We start from the raw sequence: 22339 nt of genomic DNA on the forward strand, positions 1-22339 counted from the left end.
CAGAACAGTCGCCTTTTTATTCCTTTCCCCAACATCATCCGAGTTGAATCCAGGTGGCAACTGAGTGAACCCCGGGAGCATACATCAGTATGTGACCGGGGTGAGTGACCCATCTGCCGGGAGCAGACTGGAACGCTGCTTTGAGCGGCTCCTTCAGGAGCGAGGCCCATGGATGGGCCGGGTAACGCGGCCAAGGCAGAGTCAGCTCGAAGGATGACGGGGAATCAGTGGGAAGGGAACCACTTGTCATTGATCTTCTGGAATTCGCCGTTGGCTTTAATACCTTCCAGCGCCGTATTCAGTTTCGCCAGCAGTTCCTTATTATCAGGACGCACTGCCATACCCACGCCGGTACCAAAGTATTGCGGATCTTTAATCAGTTCGCCGACTTCACCGAGATTCGGGTTGGATTTCAGCCAGCCATTCAGCACGGCGGTATCGCCCAACAGTCCGTCCAGACGACCACTTTTCAGATCCAGAATCGCATTCTGATAGCTGTCATACCCGACGGTGGTGATCTCAGGATGTTTTTCCATCAGGTATTTCTGGTGGGTAGTGCCGTTTTCAAGACCGACACGTTTGCCTTTCAGATCGGCGATGGAAGAGTATTTTCCTTTTGGCCCGATGATCATCGCGGTATTGGCGTAGTAAGGTCGGGTAAACGTGACCTGCTTGCTGCGCTCTTCGGTGATGTCCATGCCGGAAATAATCACATCGAAACGACGGAATTTAAGCGCCGGGATCAGACCGTCGAACGGCTGATTGGTAAAGGTGCAGGTTTCCTGCATCTGCTTACACAGCGCATTAGCCAGATCGATATCAAAACCGATAATCTGGTTATCAGCACCGATCGATTCAAACGGCGGATACGTAGCGGAAGTCCCGAAACGAAGGGTATCCGCAGCGGTGGCAGCAAAAGCAGTGGCAGACAAAAGGGCAGCGAGGATCAGCTTTTTCATGCAATACATTCCTGTTTAAAAAATGACATTCCCTTCACGGTACAGTTTACTGATTTTATTAATGTAATCGGGTAACTGGCAGGAAGTGAGACCGGTAATTAAATTGCCATCAAATGAATTTATATGCAATTAATTTGATTAAAAAATTATAAATCGGCGCGGGAACGGTTTTACAGGCACAAAAAAAGGGACGATTTCTCGTCCCTTCAGATATTTTCTGCTTAATCAGTTGCGGCGTTCAAATGCCAGCGCGCGGCGTTCAATCAGACGCATCATCAGGGTCAGCAATCCGTTGACGCACAGATAAACCACACCGGCTGCGCCGAAGACCATCACGTCATAAGTCCGGCCATACATCAGCTGGCTGTGGCCCATCACATCCATCAGCGTAATGGTGTAGGCCAGCGAGGTACTTTTAAAGACCAGCACCACTTCGTTGGAATACGACGACAGTGCGCGCTTAAACGCGTACGGCAGCAGAATGCGCAGGGTCTGCGGTTTGGACATGCCCAGTGCTTCGCAGGACTGCCACTGGCCGGAAGGAATAGCGCGAACCGCACCGGTAAAAAGCTGCGTGGTATACGCGGCACTGTTGAGCGCCAGCGCAAACATCGCACAAAGCCACGGCTGCGACAGCACTTCCCACAACCACGGGATTTCACGAATAGACGGAAACTGACCCGGCCCGTAATAAATCAGGAAGATTTGCACCAGCAGCGGCGTACCGGTAAACAGCGTGATATAGCCTTTCACAATCTGGCTGGCGACCGGCACTTTCAGCGTCAGAATCACGGTGAAAATCATCGCCAGCAGCAGCGCAACAATCAGCGCCGCCACGGTCAGTGTCAGGCTGGTGTGCAATCCTTTCAGGACTTCAGGTAGATATTCCCACATCAGGAAGCACTCCGTTCAAAGCGGGTGGTACGCAGTTCGATGCGCTTAATTACGAACTGGCTGAACAGGGTGACAATCAGATAAATGCAGGCCGCAATCACGTACCAGGTAAAAGGTTCTTGTGTCCGCGTGGCGATGCTTTTGGTTTGCAGCATCAAGTCATTCACGCTGATCAGCGACACCAGCGCGGTGTCTTTGAGCAGAACCAGCCACTGATTGCTCAGGCCCGGCAGCGCGTGACGCCACATTTGCGGCATGATCAGGCGGAAGAAAATCGCCGATTTTTTCATGCCCAGCACCTGACCGGATTCCCACTGGCCTTGAGGGACGGCTTTCAGCGCTCCTCGCAGTGTCTGCGAAGCATAAGCGGAATACAGCAGCGAAAGGGCGATGACACCACAGACAAACGGGCTGACTTCAAAGTTTTCGATGGGCAGCTTTATCGGCACTGAGAACAGGCCGAGGTTAAGGCTAAAGCCATCCGCGAGCACCATCAGCAATTGTGACGACCCGAAGTAGATGAACAGCACCACCAGAATTTCCGGCAGACCGCGCAGCACAGTGACCCACGCCGTACCGAGCCAGCTAAGTGGCTTCCACGGCGCAGATTCCCAAACTGCGAAGATCATCGCCAGAATCAGGCCGAGGACCAGCGCACAAACGGCAAGGCCGACGGTCATCCCGGCGGCGCTTGCTAAAGGTTGGAATTCAGTCATTGATAGGCAAACTTATTGCTGGAACCATTTTGAATACAGCGTCTTGTAAGTGCCGTCTGCTTTCACTTTTGCCAGAGCATCATTGAGTTTAGTCAGCAGTTCGGTGTTGTTCTGACGAACGGCAACACCCAGACCGGTACCGAAGTAAGTTGGATCAGTGATTTTGTCACCTACAGCGGCCAGATTTTTGTTCTGCTTCAGCCATTCGTTGACTACGGCGGTATCACCGAACACAGCGTCCAGACGACCATTTTTCAGATCCAGCACGGCATTTTGATAGCTGTCGTAAGGCACGGCAGTAATTTCCGGATGTTTATCCATCAGGAATTTCTGGTGAGTGGTGCCGTTTTGCATCCCGACGCGTTTGCCCTTCAGCGCCGCAACGTCAGCGAACTGGCCAGCGTGAGCGATGAAAATAGCGGAGTTATCATAGTAAGCGTTGGTGAAAGACACTTGTTTTTCACGTTCTGGCGTGATGTCCATACCGGAAATAACCGCATCAAAACGACGGAATTTCAGGCTTGGGATCAGACTGTCGAAGGCCTGGTTTGTGAATGTGCAGGTAGCCTGCATCTCTTTACACATGGCGTTGGCCAGATCGACATCGAAGCCCTGAATCTGATTGCTGGAGTCTACAAACTCAAACGGAGGATAAGACGCTTCCATCGCGAAACGGATGGTATCAGCAGCGCTGGCAGACAAACTGACGGTCGCCAGAACCGCGGCAATTACTAATTTTTTCATCGCTTACTCCGTAGAAAACATCAATCAATATGTTGATAGGAAACAGTTTTAGTGGGAAAGATAGCTCGCAAACTCTTTGGTTTTCGGCTGAGCGAAAATCGACGCGTCACCTTGTTCCACGATGCGGCCATTCTCCATGTACACCACGCGGCTGGCGGTTTTACGTGCCACTTCCACTTCGTGGGTCACAATCACCTGAGTAATCCCGGTGCCTGCCAGTTCGCGAATAATACTGACGATCTGGGCGGTAATTTCCGGGTCAAGCGCGGCGGTCGGTTCGTCAAACAACAAAACCTGAGGCTCCATCATCAGCGCACGGGCAATCGCCACACGCTGCTGCTGGCCACCGGAAAGGTGCAGCGGAAAACGATCGGCGTAATCGGTCAGGCGCAGACGGGTCAGCAATTTCTGGGCACGTTGCATCGCGACATCTTTTGTCAGACCCAGAACACGCATCGGGGCTTCCAGTAAGTTGTCGAGCACGGTGCGGTGCGGCCACAGATTGTATTGCTGGAAAACCATGCCGACGTTCTGACGCAGCTCGCGGATCGCTTTTTCATCCGGTTTGCGGGTGAAATCGAAGGTGTTACCGGCGATTTGCAGAGTGCCTGAACGGGGCATTTCCAGCAGGTTCAGAACACGTAACAGAGAGCTTTTACCTGCACCACTGGGACCCAGTAAAACGAGGGTTTCACCGGCAGGGCAGTCGAGCTGAATGTCAAAAAGCGCCTGATGCACGCCATAGAAGCAGTTGATGCTATTAAGTTGAATACTCATGCGCAAATAGTGAATAGCCATTGATGCCGCAGATGGTAACTTCCACAGCATAGTTATGCAACGATCACGGCTTAAAAATTATGTGTTGCCGCAGGAAGGCTAAAGTCTAGCACAACATATTGTTAACTATCTGTGACAGGGGTGTTGGTCAATGACGTTATTCATCACTGACCAACCGTTTTTGCGTGGTTTTTTTAGAAAGCCGGGCGCGTTACTGGTGTTCCAAAACCTGGCGTAATGTGCCGCTGGAAGCAAAATCAAGATTCGCCATGTAGCGGACATCATCGACTGTCCAGCATTTGCCTTCGCGCACCATTAACACTTCATCTTTCCAGCTCGTGGATGCGCCTTTGTCTTTCTCATGCGTGAAGGTTACGCGCAGAGGAATATTGCGGGCGTCGGTGTTTGGAATGGTCGATGCGCTGTCCACGGAGGCTGACGTCGGGCCATCAAACAGGCTGGAGAAAATGTCGCCATCGCCTGAACCTGCACCGGCTTTCTCATTTGGTGAGGCCGCGATATCGACTTTTGGCTGCGACTGCGCTTTAAGCAGCGCCGCGTAAAGTGCGGTGCTCAGATAAGGCCGGTAAGCGGCGAGCTGGCCGGAGTTCGGGATCCCGCTGCCGCCCTGTTTGATACGAAAATCATAGAATTGTTGGGCGACGCTGTCGGGGCCACCGTCGATACATGGCGCGCTGCGGCTACCAATATCCTTATAGGCAGGGTCGACCGTGGTACAGGCATTTAACATCAATACCAGAGGGATGGCGGCGACAAGAATTTTCTTTTTCATCGTATTCCTTACTGAAAGATTGAACGTTTTCACCATGACTTTCTTAATCCTACAGTATAAAACCGATTTGGCTTAATGCATGGCACAGAGAAATGATACGTTCAGGCGGGATACATCGTTTATGCTATCCGGGTGCTTTTCTCCGACATGTGGACGACAACTGATAAGGAATACTCATGCAAATTTCAACGACTCCGACCCTGGAAGGTTTTACCATCGCGGAATATTGCGGTGTGGTCACAGGCGAAGCGATTTTAGGTGCGAACATTTTTCGTGATTTCTTCGCAGGCGTACGCGATATCGTCGGTGGCCGTTCCGGCGCGTATGAAAAAGAACTGCGTAAAGCGCGTGAGATTGCCTTTCGCGAGCTGGAAGAACAGGCGAAAGAACGCGGTGCTAACGCCGTGGTCGGCATTGATATCGATTATGAAACCGTGGGCAAAGACAGCAGCATGCTGATGGTGAGCGTCTCCGGTACGGCTGTTATTGTGCATCGCAAATGACGCGTTCGGGCATCAGAAGCGGCGTCATTGCTGCGCTTTTTCTGGCCCTGACGGGCTGTCAGAGCAGTGATCAGGCGAAAAATTTACCTTACCGGCTGGAAACCACGCGGCAGGCGCAGGGCATGGATCAGCGGGTGCGCTTTCTGGTCATCCACTACACGGCTGAAGATTTCCACAACGCATTAAATACGCTTACCGATGAACACGTCAGTGCGCATTACCTGATCCCGGCGCAACCGCCGCTTGAAAACGGCAAACCGGTCGCGTGGCAACTGGTGCCGGAAAACATGCGTGCCTGGCATGCGGGAGCCAGCGGCTGGCGCGGACGCACCAATCTGAACGATACGTCCATCGGTATTGAGCTGGAAAACAAAGGCTACAGCACGACGCTGCTGGGAAAAAAATTCTATCCGTTCCCGCCCGCGCAAATCGATTTGCTGGCTGAACTGAGCAAAGGCATTGTCGCGCGCTATCAGATTGAGCCGCGTAATGTGGTCGCTCACAGCGATATCGCACCGCAGCGTAAAGACGATCCGGGGCCTTTATTCCCGTGGCAACAGATGGCGGAGCGGGGGATTGGTGCCTGGCCGGATGCGGCGCGGGTCAGCCATTTTCTGGCGGGCAGAAATCCGCAGCAGCCGGTAGATCAGGCGCATCTTCTGAATTTGCTGAAACAGTACGGTTATACCGTGACGGAAAACATGACGCCTGAGCAGGCGCGCCGTGTGATTTCGGCGTTCCAGATGCATTTCAGGCAGAGTGATTATCGCGGGAATGCGGATGCGCAGTCAGAAGCCATTGTTCTGGCGCTGTTGCAGCAATTCCCGGATTCGAATAACTGAGTAAGCGGCTGACCCGGCGGTCAGTCGCGTTTCGGGCCGATGCCGTGCAGGCCCTGAAGTTTACCGTGGTCGCGCAGCCAGGTGGCGGTGCGGATAATTCCCTGATCCAGCGAAATCACCGGCACATATCCCAGCTCTTTCTGTGCGCGCTGTGTGTCGAGCGTGAGATCGAAATTCAGTTTCGCGACGCTGTAATGTGTCAGCACCGGTTCTTTGTGTGAGCTTTTGCTGATCCGCTCCATGCCGCGCGCCATCATATCCAGCAGCGGATAAGGCACGGAGCGGATGCGGTATTTGATGTCCAGACTTTCCATCAGCTGTTTCACCATGGTGCGCAGCGGGCGTGGTTGCTGATTGGTGATGTTAAACGCGCGCCCGGATTCTGTAGATTCGGACTGCGTCGCCAGCCACATCGCGTGAACCGCGTTTTCCACGTAGGTCATGTCGACCAGCGCTTCGCCACCGCGTGGCAACATCAGCGTGCCGCCGTATTTCAGCATTTGCAGCAGACGGGGCAGCAACACGTTATCGTGCGGCCCGAACAAACCCTGCGGGCGTAAAATGGTGAAATGCGTTTGCGGGTTGGACATCGCCAGCGTGTGGATCACCTGTTCACCGGCGGCTTTGCTTCGGGCGAAGGAGTTGGCGAAACGGTGAGGGCGGAAGTCTTCCGGAATGTCGCGGTGATGATGGAAATCGAAATAAATCGCCGGTGACGAAATATGCACGAAATTTTCCACGCCGTACGCTGTAGACCATTCACCCAAACGACGCGTCGCGCGGACGTTCGCCAGTTCAAATTCCTGTTCGCTGCCCCACGGCGACATCAGCCCGGAACAGTGCCATACGGTATCGACATCGGCGAGCAAGGCTTTGGCCTGTGCCGATACCAGCGTGGTGAGATCGGCATGAATGAATTCCGCGCCCATTTTTTGCAAAAGTGAACCCATGGCGGCATTGCGACCCGTCGCCCGGACTTTAATCCCTTTATTTCGCAAAAACTCGACCGCATTGCGCCCTAAACCGCTGCTAGCGCCGGTAACCAAAACTCTCATAACTACTCTTCATCCTTCACGTTGCAGCGGTGTTCGCTGCTCTCATTCACCCGAATCACTGACTCCAGTCAGCTCATCGGGATTCATTCGTTTGCTGCCTTGCTGCAACCCGAATGATTTTGAGTACATCCCAATGAGTGAAATTACTGAGGCTGGGGCGCCTCTCAGCAATAAGCGCGCCATTCTTTCGTGAAATTGTGCGGGTTGCAATGGGAAAGGGGGGCAGCAATGTCTGAAACTGTGCGATTGCGCTTTAAATAAACCCTTTCAGCTTCCGCAGCGGTCTTTCTGACGGGCCAGACTGGCGATGCGTTTCGCCATGCCTCGAAAAATAAACTGATGAGCGGGCATCATACTGAACCAGTAGAGCAAACCGCTGAACCCGGCCGGATGCCACCACGCGCGAACGTCCAGACTGCGGCTTTCGCCGTGATCGGTGATCGTGAACGTCAGCCGCCCGAGCCCCGGCGCTTTCATCCCGAATAACAGCGCCAGTTCGCGCTGGGGTTTCAGGCTGATCACTTTCCATCCGTCAATTTTATCGCCGATTTTCAGCGCATCCCGGTCAGGGCGTCCATACTGCACGCCACCGCCGAGCAGATCGTCGATGCGTGCCCGCGTCTTCCATAATCCGTTAGCGTAAAAATAGCCTTCCGCGCCACCGAGTTTCTGCACCACTTTCCACAGAGATGCTTTTGATGCCGACGTTTCCAGCGTAAAGCCTGCCTGTTTCGGGTAGTAACCGTAGCCTGGCCGCCAGCGCGCACGTGCGTCCGGGTCATAGCCCCAGTCGGGCGAATCCATGACCTGCTGTTGTTCCTTTTTCAGCGTACGGCGAATCGCCTCATCAATCGAAATCAGCTCCTGCGGGATCAGCGCCTGAAGCGCATCACTGTCGGCGGGCAGATCGTGGTTCAGCCCCTGAATCAGCGCTTTAGCGAGCGATGTGGGCACTGAGGTAATGAGGCTGAGGAAATACACCGAAACAAAAGAGGTCGGCAGCGGAACGGGGATCAGCCAGCGACGTTTCCCGCTCAGGGCAATAAAGCGCTCGAACAGCGTCTGATAGCTAATGTACTCCGGCCCGGCGGCGTCAAAAATACGGTTTCCGCTGGCAGGTAAAGTCACCAGACCCTGCAAATAATTCAGCAGATTTTCCAGCGCCACCGGCGAGGATTTCGAGCGAACCCACTTCGGCGGCGTGAGAACGGGCAGGTTGTACACCATGTCGCGCATGACTTCGAACGCCGCTGAACCTGCGCCGATCACAATGCCGGTACGCAGTTCGGTGACCGGAATATTGCTCATCCGCAGCAAATCACCGGTCAGTTTACGCGCCTGCAAATGGGGGGAATGGTTGCCTTCCGGCTGCATGGAACCGAGATAAACAATGTGTCTGATGGAGGAGTCGCGCAGCGCCAGCAAGGTGTGCTGCGCGGCCTGGCGCTCTTTTTCCAGCAGGTCGTCATCTTCTGACATCGCGTGAACCAGATACACCAGCACGTCGGCACCTTCGAAGGCGCGGGCCAGCGTTTTACTCTGGTAGACATCCGCAAAACAGCAACGGACGTGAGGCCATTTTTGTTGTTGCAGCCATTCGATGCGCCGCGCAGCCGCAGTGACCTGAAAACCGTGCTGGCTCAGGTGGGCAGTCAGATGTTGTCCGATATATCCGCTGGCGCCGAGGACGACAATTCTTGGCATAATCCGTTTGCTCTGAGTGTAGGGGAAATCCTGAAAATACGGCGGCAGCCGGAGGGCTTGCCGCCGCAGACAGGTTGACTGTCAGGCGTGCTGGTGCAGGAATTCCTGCCACAGGGCGACGACTTTTTGCAGGTCATCACGGCTGATGTTGATGTGAGTCAGCACGCGGGTCAGCGGTCCGGCGCTGATGATGACACCGCGCTCACGCATCCACGGGCCCATTTTTTCGGCCAGTTCTGCGCTCTGTTTGATGTACAGAACGTTGGTCTGCGGGCCGGGCTCAGCGATTTCTACGCCGATATTGCTCAGCTGTTCAGCCAGCCATTGCGCGTTGTCATGGTCATCTTTCAGACGCGCTACGTTGTTTTCCAGCGCATAAATGGCCGCTGCGGCCAGAATACCGGACTGGCGCATCCCGCCGCCGGTCATCTTGCGCCAGCGGTTCGCACGATGGATGTACTCTTTGCTGCCGACCAGCAGGGAACCAATGGGTGCGCCCAGACCTTTTGACAGGCAAATGGTCAGGGTGTCGCAATATTGGGTGATTTCGCTCAGCTCAACGTTCAGCGCTACTGCGGCATTCATGATGCGCGCGCCATCAATGTGCAGCGCCAGCCCTTTTTCGCGGGTAAACGCGTAAGCTTTTTGCAGATAATCGAGCGGAAGCACTTTGCCGCTGTGCGTATTTTCCAGGCTCAGAAGACGGGTGCGGGCAAAGTGAATGTCATCGGGTTTGATGGCAGCGGCGACTTTATCCAGCGGAATGGAACCGTCGGCGGCCATATCTAGCGGCTGCGGCTGAATGCTGCCGAGAACGGCGGCACCGCCGGCTTCATACATATAGTTGTGGGCTTTCTGGCCGACAATATATTCTTCTCCGCGCTGACAGTGCGTCAGCAGGGCAACCAGATTGGCCTGTGTGCCGGTCGGTAAAAACAGCGCGGCTTCTTTGCCACACAGTTTCGCGGCCAGGTCCTGCAAAGCATTTACCGTTGGGTCATCGCCGTAGACATCATCGCCGACTTCAGCGCTGGCCATCGCCTGACGCATAGCTTCGCTGGGGCGGGTTACAGTATCACTGCGTAAATCGATCAACGTAATAATCCTTCTACCAGGTGAATGTTAAGTGGAGGAAAAAGCGGGCAACCTGTGCCCGCCTGACTCTCCACTATATCCCTGTCGGGGTTACCGCAGCCAGTTGGTTTTTGCCAGTTCGATGACTTCGTCACCCCGGCCGCTGATCACCGCCCGCAGCATGTAGAGGCTGAAGCCTTTTGCCTGCTCAAATTTAATCTGCGGCGGCATCGCCAGTTCTTCGGTGGCGGTGATGACATCCACCAGCACCGGCCCCTGATAAGCAAACGCGTCCTGCAATGCCGCGTCCACGTCGGAAGCTTTTTCCACGCGGATCCCTTTGATCCCTGCCGCTTCGGCAATGGCCGCAAAATCCGGGTTCTTCAGCTCGGTGCCGTCGGTCAGATAACCGCCGGCTTTCATCTCCATCGCCACAAACCCCAGCACGCTGTTGTTGAATATGACAATTTTCACCGGCAGTTTTTGCTGCGCCAGCGTCAGGAAATCGCCCATCAGCATGGCAAAACCGCCGTCTCCGCACAGCGCCACCACCTGACGCGTGCGGTCAATCGCCTGCGCCCCGATGGCCTGCGGCATGGCGTTGGCCATCGAGCCGTGGTTAAACGAACCGAGCAGACGGCGCTGGCCGTTCATTTGCAGGTATCGGCACGCCCAGACGGTAGGCGTGCCGACGTCGCAGGTAAAGATGGCGTTGGCATCGGCGAAACGGCTGATTTGCTGTGCCAGATATTGCGGATGGATCGCCTGTTTGTCGTTCGGCGTTGCCAGCGCATCGAGATCTTTGCGTGCTTCTTCATAATGCTTCAGGGCTTTGTCGAGGAACTTACGCCCGGTTTTCACCTGCAATTGCGGCAGAACGGCGGTCAGGGTGGATTTGATATCACCGACCAGCGCCATATCAACGTGGCAGTGCGCGCCGATACTGCCCGGATTGATATCTATCTGAATGATTTTTGCGTCCGTCGGATAAAACGCGCGGTACGGGAATTGCGTGCCGAGCAGGATCAGCGTGTCGGCATTCATCATGGCGTGGAAACCGGAGGAAAAACCGATCAGCCCGGTCATCCCGACGCTGTACGGATTATCCCATTCAATATGTTCTTTGCCGCGCAGGGCATGGACTACCGGCGCTTTCAGGGTTTCCGCCAGCTTGATCACTTCGTCGTGTGCACCGGCACAACCGCTGCCGCACATCAGGGTGATGTTGGTCGCCCCATTGAGCAGTTCGGCCAGCTTATCCAGTTCGGTCTGCTGAGGCTGTACTTTCGGCAACTGCGGCGGATACCAGCTGACTTTGGCGTCTTCCGGTGCCGGTTTCAGCGCAACGTCGCCGGGCAAAACAATCACGGAAACGCCGCGGTTCAGGATCGCCTTGCGCATGGCGATCGCCAGCACCTGCGGGAGCTGTTCCGGATTGGTGACTAATTCACAATAGTGGCTGCATTCGCGGAATAATTCGGTCGGATGGGTTTCCTGAAAATAGCCGCTGCCGATTTCGCTGGAGGGAATATGCGCCGCGATGGCGAGCACCGGGACGTGGTTGCGATGGCAGTCGAACAGGCCGTTGATCAGATGTAAGTTGCCGGGGCCGCAGGAACCGGCGCAAACCGCCAGTTCACCGGTGATTTGTGCTTCGGCACCGGCGGCAAAGGCGGCGACTTCTTCATGACGCGTGCCGAGCCATTCGATGGTGCCCATGCGGTTCAGGCTGTCGCTCAGCCCGTTAAGCGAATCGCCGGTTACGCCCCAGATTCGTTTTACGCCTGCTGCTTCAAGAGTTTTCGCCAGATATGACGCTACACTTTGTTTCATCAACTGATTCCCTCCGGTGTGCCCGTGCTCTTCGTTATGCACGAAGTCTTCGGGCGGGTTTTAAATAAGTGGATTAAGCATAGTCCACTGATTACATCCATGAATGCACAGCCTTAAACCATACAAAATTACGCGGGGAGGGAAGGTGAAGTTTTGTAAATCTGCCCGCGCAGACTGTAAAAAGTCATGAGCGGGCAGTGGGAGGCGCGGGGATCAGGCGAGCGTGACGTCGCCCTGAAGCTGACAGCTGCACGCCAGAACGTAGCCCTGCGCGACTTCCTCGTCGGTGAGCGTCATGCGGCTGGTGGTCGTGTAGTCACCGGACAGCACGCGGGTTTTGCAACTGCCGCAAACGCCCGCGCGGCAGGCCGCCATGACCGGCAGTTTATACTGTTCCATGGCGGCCAGCAGCGTTGAACCGACCGGTACGCGGAAATTTGCAAGCGGCGTCAGGCGGGTCAGCGTCAGTTGCTGGTCTGCGGAAACAACCACTTCTGTGGCCTGGAACTGTTCCTTAACGATGTTTTGTGGCGGAACACCCAGCTCGGCTGCCCATTTCCCGGCCAGTTCCATATAAGGCGCGGGCCCGCAAATCATCACCCGGCGCGCAGTGATATCCGCCACCTGGCTTTGCAGTGAGTCCTGACTGAGACGCCCTGCAATCTGGCCCGGTGCCGCGTCATTTTCAGCCAGAATGGTCAGACGAAGTTGCGGATATTGCGCCGCCATACGCTGCCATTCTTGCGCAAAAATGACGTCCTGCGGGCTGCGGACGCTGTAAAACACCTGCACGCTTTGTGCCGGAGAATGCGCCAGAACACGGCGTGCGATGGACATTACCGGCGTTACGCCGCAACCGGCGGCCAGCAGTAATAAAGGCTGCGGTGTTTCACAGGTGAATTCGCCCTGAGCGTCCGAAAGCCACAGGTAATCGCCCGGTTTAACCTGTTGCGTCAGCCACCCGGAGCCTTCACCGCCGTCAATCCGGCGCACCGTCAGCTGGATAAACCGGCTCAGGCCCGGCGTGGAAGAGAGCGTATACGCGCGCTGTATGTCACCGCTCTGGCCGATATTCACCAGCGCAAACTGACCCGGCTGATACGGATAAACGTCGTGACTAATCAGCGACAACGTCCAGACATCGGGCGTTTCCTGCGTAACGGAATACACCTGCATGCGGTTCTGGCACAGCGCTGTCGGCTGGTCAGGATATAAAGGAAAGTTCATCTCAGATTTACTCCGCCAGCATGGTTTTCAGATCCTGCTCAACCGACGTAATCGAACGCAGGCCGAACTGTTCGTTGAGCACCGCCAGCAGATTGTCGGTCAGGAAGGCCGGAGCCGTCGGTCCGGTGGCGATGTTTTTCACGCCCAGTGACAACAACGTCAGCAGGATCACAATCGCTTTCTGCTCGAACCATGAAAGCACCAGACTCAGCGGCAAATCATTCACGCCACAACCGAGTTTTTCGGCCAGATTGACCGCCAGAATAATCGCGGAGTAAGCGTCGTTACACTGACCGACGTCCAGCAGACGCGGCAGGCCTTCAATTGTGCCGAAGTCCAGTTTGTTGAAGCGGTATTTCCCGCAGGCCAGCGTCATGATCGCGCAGTCTTGCGGCACGCTGCGCGCCAGATCGGTGAAGTAACTGCGTTCGCCGCGGCTGCCGTCACAACCGCCGATCAGGAAGATATGGCGCAATTTTTTGGCGGCAACTAAATCAATCACGGTATCGGCCGCACTGAGCAGCGTCTGGCGACCAAAGCCGACGGTAATTTCCTGTTCGATTTCGCTGTAAGGGAAACCGGCCAGTTGCAACGCCTGGCTGATCACCGGCGCGAAATCCTCGCCTTCCAGATGCTGTACGCCCGGCCAGCCAACGATGCTGCGGGTCCAGATACGGTCGCCGTAGTTGCCGACGTTAGGGTCAATAATACAGTTGGAGGTCATCACCACCGGGCCGGGGAATTTGGCAAACTCAACCTGCTGATTCTGCCAGCCGCTGCCGTAGTTACCGGCCAGATGCGGGAATTTTTTCAGTTCCGGATAACCGTGCGCAGGCAACATTTCGCCGTGGGTATAAATATTGATGCCGGTGCCGGCGGTCTGTTCGAGCAGCATCTGCAAATCTTTCAGGTCATGGCCTGAAATCAGAATCGCTTTCCCTGCCAGCGGGCGCACATTGACGGACGTCGGGCGCGGATGGCCGTAAGCGTCCGTTTCGCCTTTATCAAGTATCGCCATCACGCCGAAGTTCATTTTGCCGATCGCCATCGCGTTTTCGAGCAGCACGCCCATGTCGGAAGGTTGCGTACCGAGCCACGCCATCAGACGGTGATATTCGGCATAAATCGCGGTATCCGACTGGCCGAGTACGTGCGCGTGTTCCATGTAGGCCGCCGCACCTTTCAGGCCGTACAGGCACAGCATGCGCAGCCCGTGAATGTCATCGCCGATCTGCGCTTTGTCGCCGTTAAGCGCAAATTGCTGAGCCTGTTGTTGCAGATCATTCAGGTTATCGCTGACCAGTTCCAGTACCGCCAGCGGGTGATCCACGGTGATTTCCGGATCCATCAGACGACAGCGAACCGCCAGCGCTTCACGGTGAATAATCGCTTCACGCGCGTAGCCGACGATACGGTCAGAATCGAAGTTGACGTTGGTCAGCGTGGAGAAAAAGGCCCGTGGCGCGAAGCTGTCAATGTCTTCATCGACAATGCCGTAACCGCGCGCCGCCAGCGCCCAGGCCGATAAGCCCTGTAAAACGGCGACCAGCAAGTCCTGCAAATCGGAAGTTTCAGCGGTTTTACCACACATACCCTGCGCATAAGCGCAGCCATTGCCCGCCGGGGTACGGACTGTTTGTTCACATTGCACACAAAACATCATGAGGTCCTTTTATAAAGTTGCATTTTAAATGCTTGTTTTAATGCAAGCCTAAGACCGGCGGTAAAAGAAATGAAGGAGTTTTTAAGACAAAGTGGGGGGAAGTTGATTTAAAGCAATTTTTGCAGGGGTATTTCCCGCTGTCAGAAAACAGCGGGAAGGGCAGACATCAGGCGGAGAAAAAGGCCATCAGCACCGGTGCGATCAGGCTTAACACAAAACCGTGAACCACAGCGGGCGGCACCATATCCAGCCCGCCGCTGCGTTGTAAAACCGGCAGGGTGAAATCCATCGACGTTGCGCCGCACAGGCCCAGCGCGGTCGAACGGCTGCTGCGGACCAGCGTCGGGATCAGCATGATGGCGCAAAGCTCACGCGCCAGATCGTTGAAGAACGCGGCGCTGCCAATCACCGGCCCGAACGAATCCGTCAGAACGATACCGGAAAGGGAATACCAGCCGTAACCTGAGGCCAGCGCCAGACCGGTTTTCAGCGGCAAACCGAGCAGCAGGGCGGCAATTGCACCGCCGATTAACGCACTGACTGCCACCACGAGCGCGACCATCATGCCGCGGCGATTGAGGATAATCTGGCGCAGCGTCATGCTGCTGTTGCGCAGTTGCAACCCCACCAGCGCCAGCAGGAATAACAGGGCGATTTCACTGGCCTGCGAAGCGAAGGTCAGCCAGTGCCATTGCGTCAGGCCGAGTGCAAAACCGACGATGACGACGCCGCAAAGTTTCAGGGATTCCAGCGCCATGTGGACGCGTGAAGGCAGCTTTTCCTGCTTGTGCTGGGTTTTCCATGGACGGCGGCGTTCGAGCAACCATAACGCGGCGTAGTTCATCACGAAAATGCACAGGAAGCAGACGGCGGCATATTTGAAAATCAGTAATAAATTCGCGCTGAGATTGTCGAGGAAAGCCAGACTGATGCCCATAATGAAAAGAATGACGTACACCATCCAGCTCAGCAATTGGTTAACCAGATGCAGCAGGGACCGGTTTTTGAGCGGAATGAGATAACCGACAATCAGCGGCAAAAGAATAATTAACAGCCCGGAATACATAATGCAAAAATCCCTGAAAAGTGAGGTTCCATGAACGGAGCGCGACACAGAAAATGCCGCCCGACACGCTAACGAAAAGTAACCAGACTGTAAAGCGGCTTCCGCACGCAGTGCGCGTTCTGCGGGCTTGACCTGAACCCTTTTTTAACGCCATGCTCAGGGAAGCACTGAGCGCACAGGAGGCGTCTGATGTATCTGGAACATATTGATATTGTCGGTTTTCGGGGTATTAACCGGCTGTCTTTGACACTGACTCAGCCCGTGCAACGCGGCGCTTCAATTACCGGTTCTGCCAGTCAGGGACAGGCAGAATCCTTCCTGACCAATACGGTTCTGATTGGTGAAAACGCCTGGGGTAAATCCAGCCTGCTCGACGCCCTCACACTGCTGCTTTCACCTGAACCCAAACTTTACTGCTTCAAAGAGGAAGATTTCTACTTTCCCGCCGGGGAACAGGAATCCAAATCACAGTATCTGCACGTCGTGTTTACGTTTTGTGAAAACCAGGCAGGGCACCATACGTCACCGCGATTTAATCCGTTATCCCCTTTATGGGTGAAATGTGCCGACAAGCTGAACCGGATTTATTACCGGCTGGAAGGCGAACTGGACGATGACGGCAGCGTGATGACCTTGCGCAGTTTTCTGTCGTCAAACGGTCAGCCGTTAAATCTGACAACGATCGACCCGCTGGCGCAGGCGCTGATCCGTCTCAATCCGGTACTGCGTTTACGCGATGCACGCTTTATCCGCCGTCTGCGCAGCGAAACGCTGGCACCTCGATTGGCGGTGAATAATGAAGAACTGGCGAAACAGCTCGATGAACTGACGCGCGGACTTGTGCATAACCCGCAAACGCTGACCAACAGCGAACTGCGCAGCGGGCTGTCGGCGATGCAGCAGTTACTGGAGCACTATTTTGCCGAGCAGGGCACATCAAACAGCATGCCGTGGCAGCAAAAACGGCATGGCCGCGCCGAGAGCCGCCGGGCGTGGCGCTCGCTGGATAACATCAACCGCATGATTGCAGAGCCGAACAGCCGCAGCATGCGCGTGATGCTGCTGGGAATGTTTTCCACGTTATTGCAGGCGAAGGGTTCCGTGGTGTTGCATCCGGACGCACGACCTTTATTGCTGATTGAAGACCCCGAAACCCGTCTGCATCCGATCATGTTGTCGGTGGCGTGGGGATTGCTGGATCAACTGCCGTTGCAACGGATCACGACAACTAATTCGGGCGATTTGCTTTCCCTGGTGCCGGTTGAGCAGATTTGCAGGCTGGTGCGTGAATCCGGGCGCGTCGCGGCTTACGGTATCGGGCCGGAAGGGCTGAGCATGGAGGACAGCCGCCGGATTGCTTTCCATATCCGCTTTAACCGGCCTTCGTCTTTGTTTGCGCGCTGCTGGCTGCTGGTGGAAGGCGAAACGGAAGTGTGGCTGCTCAATCAGCTGGCGCGTCAGTGCGGTTACCATTTCGAATCTGAAGGCATCAAGGTTATTGAGTTTGCGCAGTGCGGCCTGAAGCCTTTGCTGCGTTTCGCCCGGCAGATGGGCATCGAGTGGCATGCGCTGGTCGACGGCGACGAAGCCGGACGCAAATACGCGGCGACGGTCATTGCTAACGTGGAAAATCACGACGATACGCTGCGTTACCGCCTGACGGCGTTACCGGCGCAGGACATCGAGTATTTTCTGTATCGCGAGGGGTTTGAAGATGTGTATCGCAAGAATTCGGCGATAGCGGCGAATGTGCCGATGGCGCCGCGACGAATTATCGATAAAGCGATTCACCGCAGCTCGAAGCCGGATCTGGCCATTGATGTGGCGATGGCGGCGTCTTTGCGGGGAACCGCGTCGATACCTCCGCTGCTGCGGCAAATGTTTTCCCGCGTGGCCTGGCTGGCGCGCGGCAGGGCGGATTAAGCCGCCCGTGCTTCCTGTTTCCCGACCGGATTACCGTGTCCGCGGGTGAAGGTCTGGCGGATCTGGCTTTCAAGATCATCGAGCAACTGATAGCGACGGCGGTATTCGGAGCGACGTTTACTGGCGATTTCTTCCAGCGGCCGGTGGGCAATCTGGCGCGGCAGATGGAAATATCCGTCTTCGCCCGGTTTTGCCTCCATCGTTTCCCAGAAGCTGTCGTAATCGGCAAATACCATGCCTTTGCGTTTTTTATAGCGCGGATTTTCATAAATGTGCGTGCGGTTGCCGACCGCCACAATCTGCGTCATGCCGGTGACATCCGCGAGCGTCGTCAGTGCTTCAATCACCAGACGCTTTGGAAATAACCCGTGGCAGGCTTTGGTCGCGCGCTGAATTTCCTGATGGTCCACATTCGCCTTCGGTCCCTGCAATGCGCCAATAAACAGCGTCGGTTTCCCCTGATATTCAATAAATGAAAACGTCACGATGGCAATGGAAACACCTTCGGCATTATGGAATGTCAGCGTGGCTTCGCCTTCTTTATCCAGGCGCGCGATAGCGTTGAAGGTGATGGCATAACGCTGCTCTTCTTTGCCGGTCAGCGTGGCGATCGCCATCTCTTTTTTGCTGAGATAACCGTGATTAATCGCATCCGGCAGGCAGTGGCCGATCATGTCGTAGTGATCGGTAATGCGCTTCATCGCCTGTTCCGGCGTGATATTGGCGGTCTGATAAATACGGTGCAATTTGCACGGCAGGCTAGGCATTGCCGCCAGAATTTCATCGCGCTGCGAATGATGCGCGAGATAATCGAGCATTGCGAATGTCCGGCGCGGATGCAGCAGCGCACGGTACAGGAATTTGAACCGGTATCGCGGCAATTTCCATGACGGACCCGGCACCGTGCGGCAAAAGAGTAACGCCGTCATCAACTGAAGGCCGGAAAGCGGAGCCTTTTCTGCGGAAGGGTAGCTGAAAGTGGTCATGGGATTACCTGTCAAAGTGAACCGGATATCGGTAACGGTTATTTCAACAGGGAGCGAATAAACAGGTGCGCAACGGGGCAAATTATGGAGAAATTGAACGTGATTTGTTGAGATTGTGTTTAGACTTAATTTGTTTTATGTCCTGTCTTAGCAATCGGTGTTTAAAAAATGACCTTTTTTTTGCATGCAGGGCTTGAAGCCAGAAGCATTCTCCCCCATAAATAAAAATGCCAGTCAGAGAGTGACCGGCATTTGATTTGTTAATGAACACACGCTGAGCGTGATTCGAGTCTGTGTGCTGAACTGGTCAGGCGACCGCTTCGCTTTCCACCGGAACAATGAGGCTGGCATGATTCCCCTTTGGGCCTTCATGAACGTCAAAATTGACCTGCTGTCCGGCCTTGAGTGTCCGGTAACCCTCCATCTGGATTGTGGAGTAGTGAGCGAAGATGTCTTCACCGCCATTTTGCGGGCAAATGAAGCCAAAGCCTTTAGCATTATTGAACCATTTAACAGTACCCGTCTGCATGCTGCTACATCCCTCTCATGACTAGTCTGGTAGTAAATAGATAAAGCCAGTTGAGTGAGCACGAAGGCCAGAACGCAGCAGATAAACACCTGTTCAGGCCTGTTTACTATCCGTTCAGCTCACGAATTTACACTCTAGTGGAATAGAGTTGGACGTCAAGGAAACGGCATTTGTCCCAAGGGAGCAGATAACCAAACTTTGAAGCAGGTAACGCTATTGACATATTTTGTTAAAATTTCGGTAGCGGAGTCGGGTGCAGGGAAGACATTTTGTGCAGCGGCAAGGTGAAGCCAGAAATGGTAAAATACCGTAATTACAACATGAGACTCCGCAGAAAGTCTTTATGTCGGTGTATTTGGCTTCCAATACGATCTTCACAGGTGATGAACAGGCAATGGGCAATAATCAAGACTGGCTAAACTTTGAACATTTGACGGCGAATAAACAAAAGGATGAGGTAAAACCGCCATCTATGTATAAAGTTATATTAAACAACGACGATTACACTCCAATGGAATTTGTGATTGACGTTCTGCAAAAGTTCTTTTCTTATGATATTGAACGTGCAACGCAACTGATGCTCCAGGTGCACTATAGAGGTAAAGCGGTCTGCGGTGTATATACCGCAGAAGTCGCGGAAACCAAAGTCGCACATGTGAATGAGTACGCCAAGGAGAATGAGCATCCGTTGCTGTGTACGCTGGAAAAAGCCTGATTAAGGCAATCTATTTGGGAGGTGCCTATGCTCAATCAAGAACTTGAACTCAGTCTCAACATGGCTTTCGCAAGAGCCCGTGAGCACCGGCATGAGTTTATGACCGTGGAGCACCTGTTGCTGGCGTTGCTCAGCAACCCTGCTGCCCGTGAAGCGCTTGAAGCTTGTACAGTAGATCTCGTGGCCTTGCGCCAGGAGCTGGAAGCCTTCATCGAGCAAACCACACCCACCTTACCTGCCAGTGAAGAGGAACGTGATACCCAGCCAACGCTGAGTTTCCAGCGCGTTCTGCAACGTGCGGTTTTCCACGTCCAATCTTCCGGTCGCAGCGAAGTGTCTGGCGCCAATGTTCTGGTCGCGATTTTCAGCGAGCAGGAATCACAGGCCGCCTACCTTCTGCGCAAACATGATGTCAGCCGCCTTGATGTGGTGAACTTTATTTCGCACGGTACCCGTAAAGATGAAACGGGCGGCCAGGCGCAAAACAATGCGGAAAACCCAGTTAACGAAGAGCAGTCGGCGGGGGAAGATCGTATGGAGAACTTCACCACTAATCTTAACCAGTTGGCGCGCGTAGGTGGCATCGATCCGCTGATTGGACGTGATAAAGAACTTGAGCGCGCGATTCAGGTGCTCTGCCGTCGCCGTAAAAACAACCCGCTGCTGGTGGGCGAGTCCGGTGTTGGTAAAACTGCCATTGCCGAAGGTCTGGCATGGAGAATCGAGCAGGGCGATGTGCCGGAAGTGATGGCCGACTGCACGCTCTATTCGCTGGATATCGGTTCCTTGCTGGCGGGCACTAAATACCGCGGTGATTTCGAAAAACGTTTCAAATCTCTGCTGAAACAGCTCGAGCAGGATAAAAACAGCATTCTGTTTATTGATGAAATCCACACCATCATCGGTGCCGGTGCGGCGTCGGGTGGTCAGGTGGATGCGGCTAACCTGATTAAACCGTTGCTGTCGAGCGGTAAAATCAGAGTGATCGGCTCAACGACGTATCAGGAATTCAGCAATATCTTTGAGAAAGACCGTGCTCTGGCACGTCGCTTCCAGAAAATTGATATTACTGAGCCAAGTGTTGAAGAGACCGTTCAGATTATCAATGGCCTGAAAACTAAATACGAAGCGCATCACGACGTGCGTTATACCGCGAAAGCGGTGCGTGCAGCGGTTGAGTTGTCGGTTAAGTATATCAATGACCGTCACCTGCCGGACAAAGCTATCGACGTCATTGACGAAGCGGGCGCCCGCAGCCGGTTGATGCCGGTCAGCAAACGCAAGAAAACCGTTAACGTCAGCGACATTGAAAGCGTGGTTGCGCGTATTGCCCGTATACCGGAAAAAACCGTTTCGGCCACTGACCGCGATGTACTGAAAAACCTGGGCGATCGTCTGAAAATGCTGGTCTTCGGGCAGGATCCTGCCATCGAAGCACTGACTGAAGCGATCAAAATGAGCCGCGCCGGTTTGGGTCAGGATCATAAACCTGTCGGTTCATTCCTGTTCGCCGGGCCTACGGGTGTTGGTAAAACAGAGGTCACGGTTCAGCTGGCCAAAGCGCTGGATATCGAATTGCTGCGCTTTGATATGTCGGAATATATGGAGCGTCACACGGTCAGCCGGTTGATTGGTGCGCCTCCGGGATATGTCGGGTTTGATCAGGGCGGTTTGCTGACGGATGCGGTGATTAAACATCCTCACGCCGTGGTGCTGCTCGATGAAATCGAGAAAGCCCACCCTGACGTCTTCAACCTGCTGTTGCAGGTTATGGATAACGGGACGCTGACCGACAACAACGGCCGTAAAGCGGACTTCCGTAACGTCATTCTGGTGATGACCACCAACGCCGGTGTGCGTGAAACGGAACGTAAGTCGATTGGTCTGGTTCATCAGGATAACAGCCCGGATGCAATGGAAGAGATCAAACGTACCTTTACGCCGGAATTCCGTAACCGTCTGGACAACGTAATCTGGTTCAACCATCTGTCTACGGATGTTATCCAGCAGGTTGTTGATAAGTTTATCGTTGAGTTGCAGGCGCAGCTGGATGCCAAAGGCGTTTCACTGGAAGTCAGTGATGAAGCCCGCGACTGGCTGACGGTGAAAGGCTATGACCGTGCTATGGGCGCGCGTCCGATGACCCGTACCGTTCAGGAAAACCTGAAAAAACCACTCGCCAACGAGCTGTTGTTTGGTTCTCTGGTGGATGGCGGTTCTGTCTCTGTGGCACTGGATAAAGAGGCCGACAAGCTGACTTATCACTTCATGAGTGCGCAGAAGAAAAAACCGGAAGGCGCGGTGCACTGATTTTTTATCCGTGACGAAAAAACAAA

20 protein-coding genes are annotated in these 22339 nt (G+C 54.5%); 5 read left to right on the top strand and 15 right to left on the bottom strand.

Annotation, left to right across the window (positions count from 1 at the left end; genetic code table 11):
• Positions 1-224 precede the first annotated feature (224 nt).
• From J1782_RS11140 to J1782_RS11165, 6 genes are all read right to left on the bottom strand, one after another.
• Positions 225-959 (bottom strand): arginine ABC transporter substrate-binding protein, encoded by a 735-nt coding sequence (locus J1782_RS11140; RefSeq protein ID WP_165058129.1) that lies wholly within the window; start codon positions 957-959, stop codon positions 225-227.
• Between the two features lie 225 nt (positions 960-1184).
• Positions 1185-1853 carry an arginine ABC transporter permease ArtM gene (artM, locus tag J1782_RS11145; RefSeq protein ID WP_013574752.1) on the bottom strand — a complete coding sequence of 223 codons (669 nt, stop codon included), beginning with the start codon at positions 1851-1853 and terminating at the stop codon, positions 1185-1187.
• Positions 1853-2569: an arginine ABC transporter permease ArtQ gene (gene artQ / locus J1782_RS11150; protein WP_152324221.1), complete on the bottom strand. Its 717-nt coding sequence runs from the start codon at positions 2567-2569 to the stop codon at positions 1853-1855. Before artQ ends, artM begins: the two co-directional genes overlap by 1 nt.
• Positions 2570-2581: 12 nt before the next feature.
• Entirely contained in the window at positions 2582-3313 is a 732-nt protein-coding gene (gene artJ, locus J1782_RS11155) for an arginine ABC transporter substrate-binding protein (protein WP_101075960.1), read from the bottom strand.
• A gap of 48 nt (positions 3314-3361) precedes the next feature.
• Complete coding sequence (gene artP, locus J1782_RS11160; protein ID WP_152324717.1) at positions 3362-4090, bottom strand: arginine ABC transporter ATP-binding protein ArtP; 729 nt, start codon at positions 4088-4090, stop codon at positions 3362-3364.
• A gap of 211 nt (positions 4091-4301) precedes the next feature.
• Positions 4302-4883, bottom strand: coding sequence for a lipoprotein (locus J1782_RS11165; protein WP_152324220.1), 582 nt, complete (start codon positions 4881-4883; stop codon positions 4302-4304).
• Between the two features lie 176 nt (positions 4884-5059).
• Between J1782_RS11165 and J1782_RS11170 the strand changes: the two genes are divergently transcribed.
• Positions 5060-5386: a heavy metal-binding domain-containing protein gene (locus J1782_RS11170; RefSeq protein ID WP_013574757.1), complete on the top strand. Its 327-nt coding sequence runs from the start codon at positions 5060-5062 to the stop codon at positions 5384-5386.
• Complete coding sequence (locus J1782_RS11175; protein WP_152324219.1) at positions 5383-6228, top strand: N-acetylmuramoyl-L-alanine amidase; 846 nt, start codon at positions 5383-5385, stop codon at positions 6226-6228. The genes J1782_RS11170 and J1782_RS11175 overlap by 4 nt, the downstream gene beginning before the upstream one ends.
• 20 nt (positions 6229-6248) lie before the next feature.
• Here J1782_RS11175 and J1782_RS11180 read toward each other — a convergent pair whose 3' ends face one another.
• The 7 genes from J1782_RS11180 to J1782_RS11210 form a co-directional block, all read right to left on the bottom strand.
• Entirely contained in the window at positions 6249-7283 is a 1035-nt protein-coding gene (locus tag J1782_RS11180; RefSeq protein ID WP_152324218.1) for an NAD(P)-dependent oxidoreductase, read from the bottom strand.
• A gap of 267 nt (positions 7284-7550) precedes the next feature.
• Positions 7551-8987 (bottom strand): DUF2867 domain-containing protein, encoded by a 1437-nt coding sequence (locus J1782_RS11185; RefSeq protein WP_254303048.1) that lies wholly within the window; start codon positions 8985-8987, stop codon positions 7551-7553.
• An 81-nt stretch (positions 8988-9068) separates the two neighbouring features.
• Positions 9069-10082 (bottom strand): low-specificity L-threonine aldolase, encoded by a 1014-nt coding sequence (gene ltaE / locus J1782_RS11190; protein ID WP_152324216.1) that lies wholly within the window; start codon positions 10080-10082, stop codon positions 9069-9071.
• A gap of 90 nt (positions 10083-10172) precedes the next feature.
• On the bottom strand, positions 10173-11894 hold the full coding sequence (gene poxB / locus J1782_RS11195) for a ubiquinone-dependent pyruvate dehydrogenase (RefSeq protein ID WP_152324215.1): 1722 nt from the start codon (positions 11892-11894) through the stop codon (positions 10173-10175).
• A gap of 213 nt (positions 11895-12107) precedes the next feature.
• Positions 12108-13121 carry an NADH oxidoreductase gene (hcr, locus tag J1782_RS11200; RefSeq protein ID WP_217153159.1) on the bottom strand — a complete coding sequence of 338 codons (1014 nt, stop codon included), beginning with the start codon at positions 13119-13121 and terminating at the stop codon, positions 12108-12110.
• A gap of 7 nt (positions 13122-13128) precedes the next feature.
• Positions 13129-14781, bottom strand: coding sequence for a hydroxylamine reductase (gene hcp / locus J1782_RS11205; RefSeq protein WP_217153174.1), 1653 nt, complete (start codon positions 14779-14781; stop codon positions 13129-13131).
• A gap of 169 nt (positions 14782-14950) precedes the next feature.
• Positions 14951-15850 (bottom strand): lysine exporter LysO family protein, encoded by a 900-nt coding sequence (locus J1782_RS11210; protein WP_152324213.1) that lies wholly within the window; start codon positions 15848-15850, stop codon positions 14951-14953.
• A 189-nt stretch (positions 15851-16039) separates the two neighbouring features.
• Here J1782_RS11210 and J1782_RS11215 point away from each other — a divergent pair, with 189 nt between their 5' ends.
• The gene (locus J1782_RS11215) at positions 16040-17773 is read left to right on the top strand and encodes an ATP-dependent endonuclease (RefSeq protein ID WP_152324212.1); all 1734 of its coding nucleotides are present in this window, start codon (positions 16040-16042) and stop codon (positions 17771-17773) included.
• Here J1782_RS11215 and J1782_RS11220 read toward each other — a convergent pair.
• Positions 17770-18759 carry a VirK/YbjX family protein gene (locus J1782_RS11220; protein WP_217153160.1) on the bottom strand — a complete coding sequence of 330 codons (990 nt, stop codon included), beginning with the start codon at positions 18757-18759 and terminating at the stop codon, positions 17770-17772. The genes J1782_RS11215 and J1782_RS11220 overlap by 4 nt on opposite strands.
• Before the next feature lie 307 nt (positions 18760-19066).
• A complete protein-coding gene (gene cspD, locus J1782_RS11225) occupies positions 19067-19288 on the bottom strand; it encodes a cold shock-like protein CspD (protein WP_152324210.1) in 222 nt (73 codons plus the stop codon).
• 394 nt (positions 19289-19682) lie between these two features.
• Here cspD and clpS point away from each other — a divergent pair, with 394 nt between their 5' ends.
• Both clpS and clpA read left to right on the top strand, forming a co-directional pair.
• Positions 19683-20003, top strand: coding sequence for an ATP-dependent Clp protease adapter ClpS (clpS, locus tag J1782_RS11230; RefSeq protein ID WP_104924673.1), 321 nt, complete (start codon positions 19683-19685; stop codon positions 20001-20003).
• A 27-nt stretch (positions 20004-20030) separates the two neighbouring features.
• Entirely contained in the window at positions 20031-22313 is a 2283-nt protein-coding gene (gene clpA, locus J1782_RS11235) for an ATP-dependent Clp protease ATP-binding subunit ClpA (RefSeq protein WP_152324209.1), read from the top strand.
• Positions 22314-22339 lie beyond the last annotated feature (26 nt).

It is taken from the genome of Rahnella sp. BCC 1045 (assembly GCF_019049615.1).
In the GTDB taxonomy this organism is placed as follows: domain Bacteria; phylum Pseudomonadota; class Gammaproteobacteria; order Enterobacterales; family Enterobacteriaceae; genus Rahnella; species Rahnella contaminans.

Coding starts and splice junctions, on each gene's coding strand:
- J1782_RS11140 (WP_165058129.1), bottom strand. CDS start 959: ATGAAAAAGCTGATCCTCGCTGCCCTTTTGTCTGCCACTGCTTTTGCT.
- artM (WP_013574752.1), bottom strand. CDS start 1,853: ATGTGGGAATATCTACCTGAAGTCCTGAAAGGATTGCACACCAGCCTG.
- artQ (WP_152324221.1), bottom strand. CDS start 2,569: ATGACTGAATTCCAACCTTTAGCAAGCGCCGCCGGGATGACCGTCGGC.
- artJ (WP_101075960.1), bottom strand. CDS start 3,313: ATGAAAAAATTAGTAATTGCCGCGGTTCTGGCGACCGTCAGTTTGTCT.
- artP (WP_152324717.1), bottom strand. CDS start 4,090: ATGAGTATTCAACTTAATAGCATCAACTGCTTCTATGGCGTGCATCAG.
- J1782_RS11165 (WP_152324220.1), bottom strand. CDS start 4,883: ATGAAAAAGAAAATTCTTGTCGCCGCCATCCCTCTGGTATTGATGTTA.
- J1782_RS11170 (WP_013574757.1), top strand. CDS start 5,060: ATGCAAATTTCAACGACTCCGACCCTGGAAGGTTTTACCATCGCGGAA.
- J1782_RS11175 (WP_152324219.1), top strand. CDS start 5,383: ATGACGCGTTCGGGCATCAGAAGCGGCGTCATTGCTGCGCTTTTTCTG.
- J1782_RS11180 (WP_152324218.1), bottom strand. CDS start 7,283: ATGAGAGTTTTGGTTACCGGCGCTAGCAGCGGTTTAGGGCGCAATGCG.
- J1782_RS11185 (WP_254303048.1), bottom strand. CDS start 8,987: ATGCCAAGAATTGTCGTCCTCGGCGCCAGCGGATATATCGGACAACAT.
- poxB (WP_152324215.1), bottom strand. CDS start 11,894: ATGAAACAAAGTGTAGCGTCATATCTGGCGAAAACTCTTGAAGCAGCA.
- hcr (WP_217153159.1), bottom strand. CDS start 13,121: ATGAACTTTCCTTTATATCCTGACCAGCCGACAGCGCTGTGCCAGAAC.
- hcp (WP_217153174.1), bottom strand. CDS start 14,781: ATGTTTTGTGTGCAATGTGAACAAACAGTCCGTACCCCGGCGGGCAAT.
- J1782_RS11210 (WP_152324213.1), bottom strand. CDS start 15,850: ATGTATTCCGGGCTGTTAATTATTCTTTTGCCGCTGATTGTCGGTTAT.
- J1782_RS11215 (WP_152324212.1), top strand. CDS start 16,040: ATGTATCTGGAACATATTGATATTGTCGGTTTTCGGGGTATTAACCGG.
- J1782_RS11220 (WP_217153160.1), bottom strand. CDS start 18,759: ATGACCACTTTCAGCTACCCTTCCGCAGAAAAGGCTCCGCTTTCCGGC.
- cspD (WP_152324210.1), bottom strand. CDS start 19,288: ATGCAGACGGGTACTGTTAAATGGTTCAATAATGCTAAAGGCTTTGGC.
- clpS (WP_104924673.1), top strand. CDS start 19,683: ATGGGCAATAATCAAGACTGGCTAAACTTTGAACATTTGACGGCGAAT.
- clpA (WP_152324209.1), top strand. CDS start 20,031: ATGCTCAATCAAGAACTTGAACTCAGTCTCAACATGGCTTTCGCAAGA.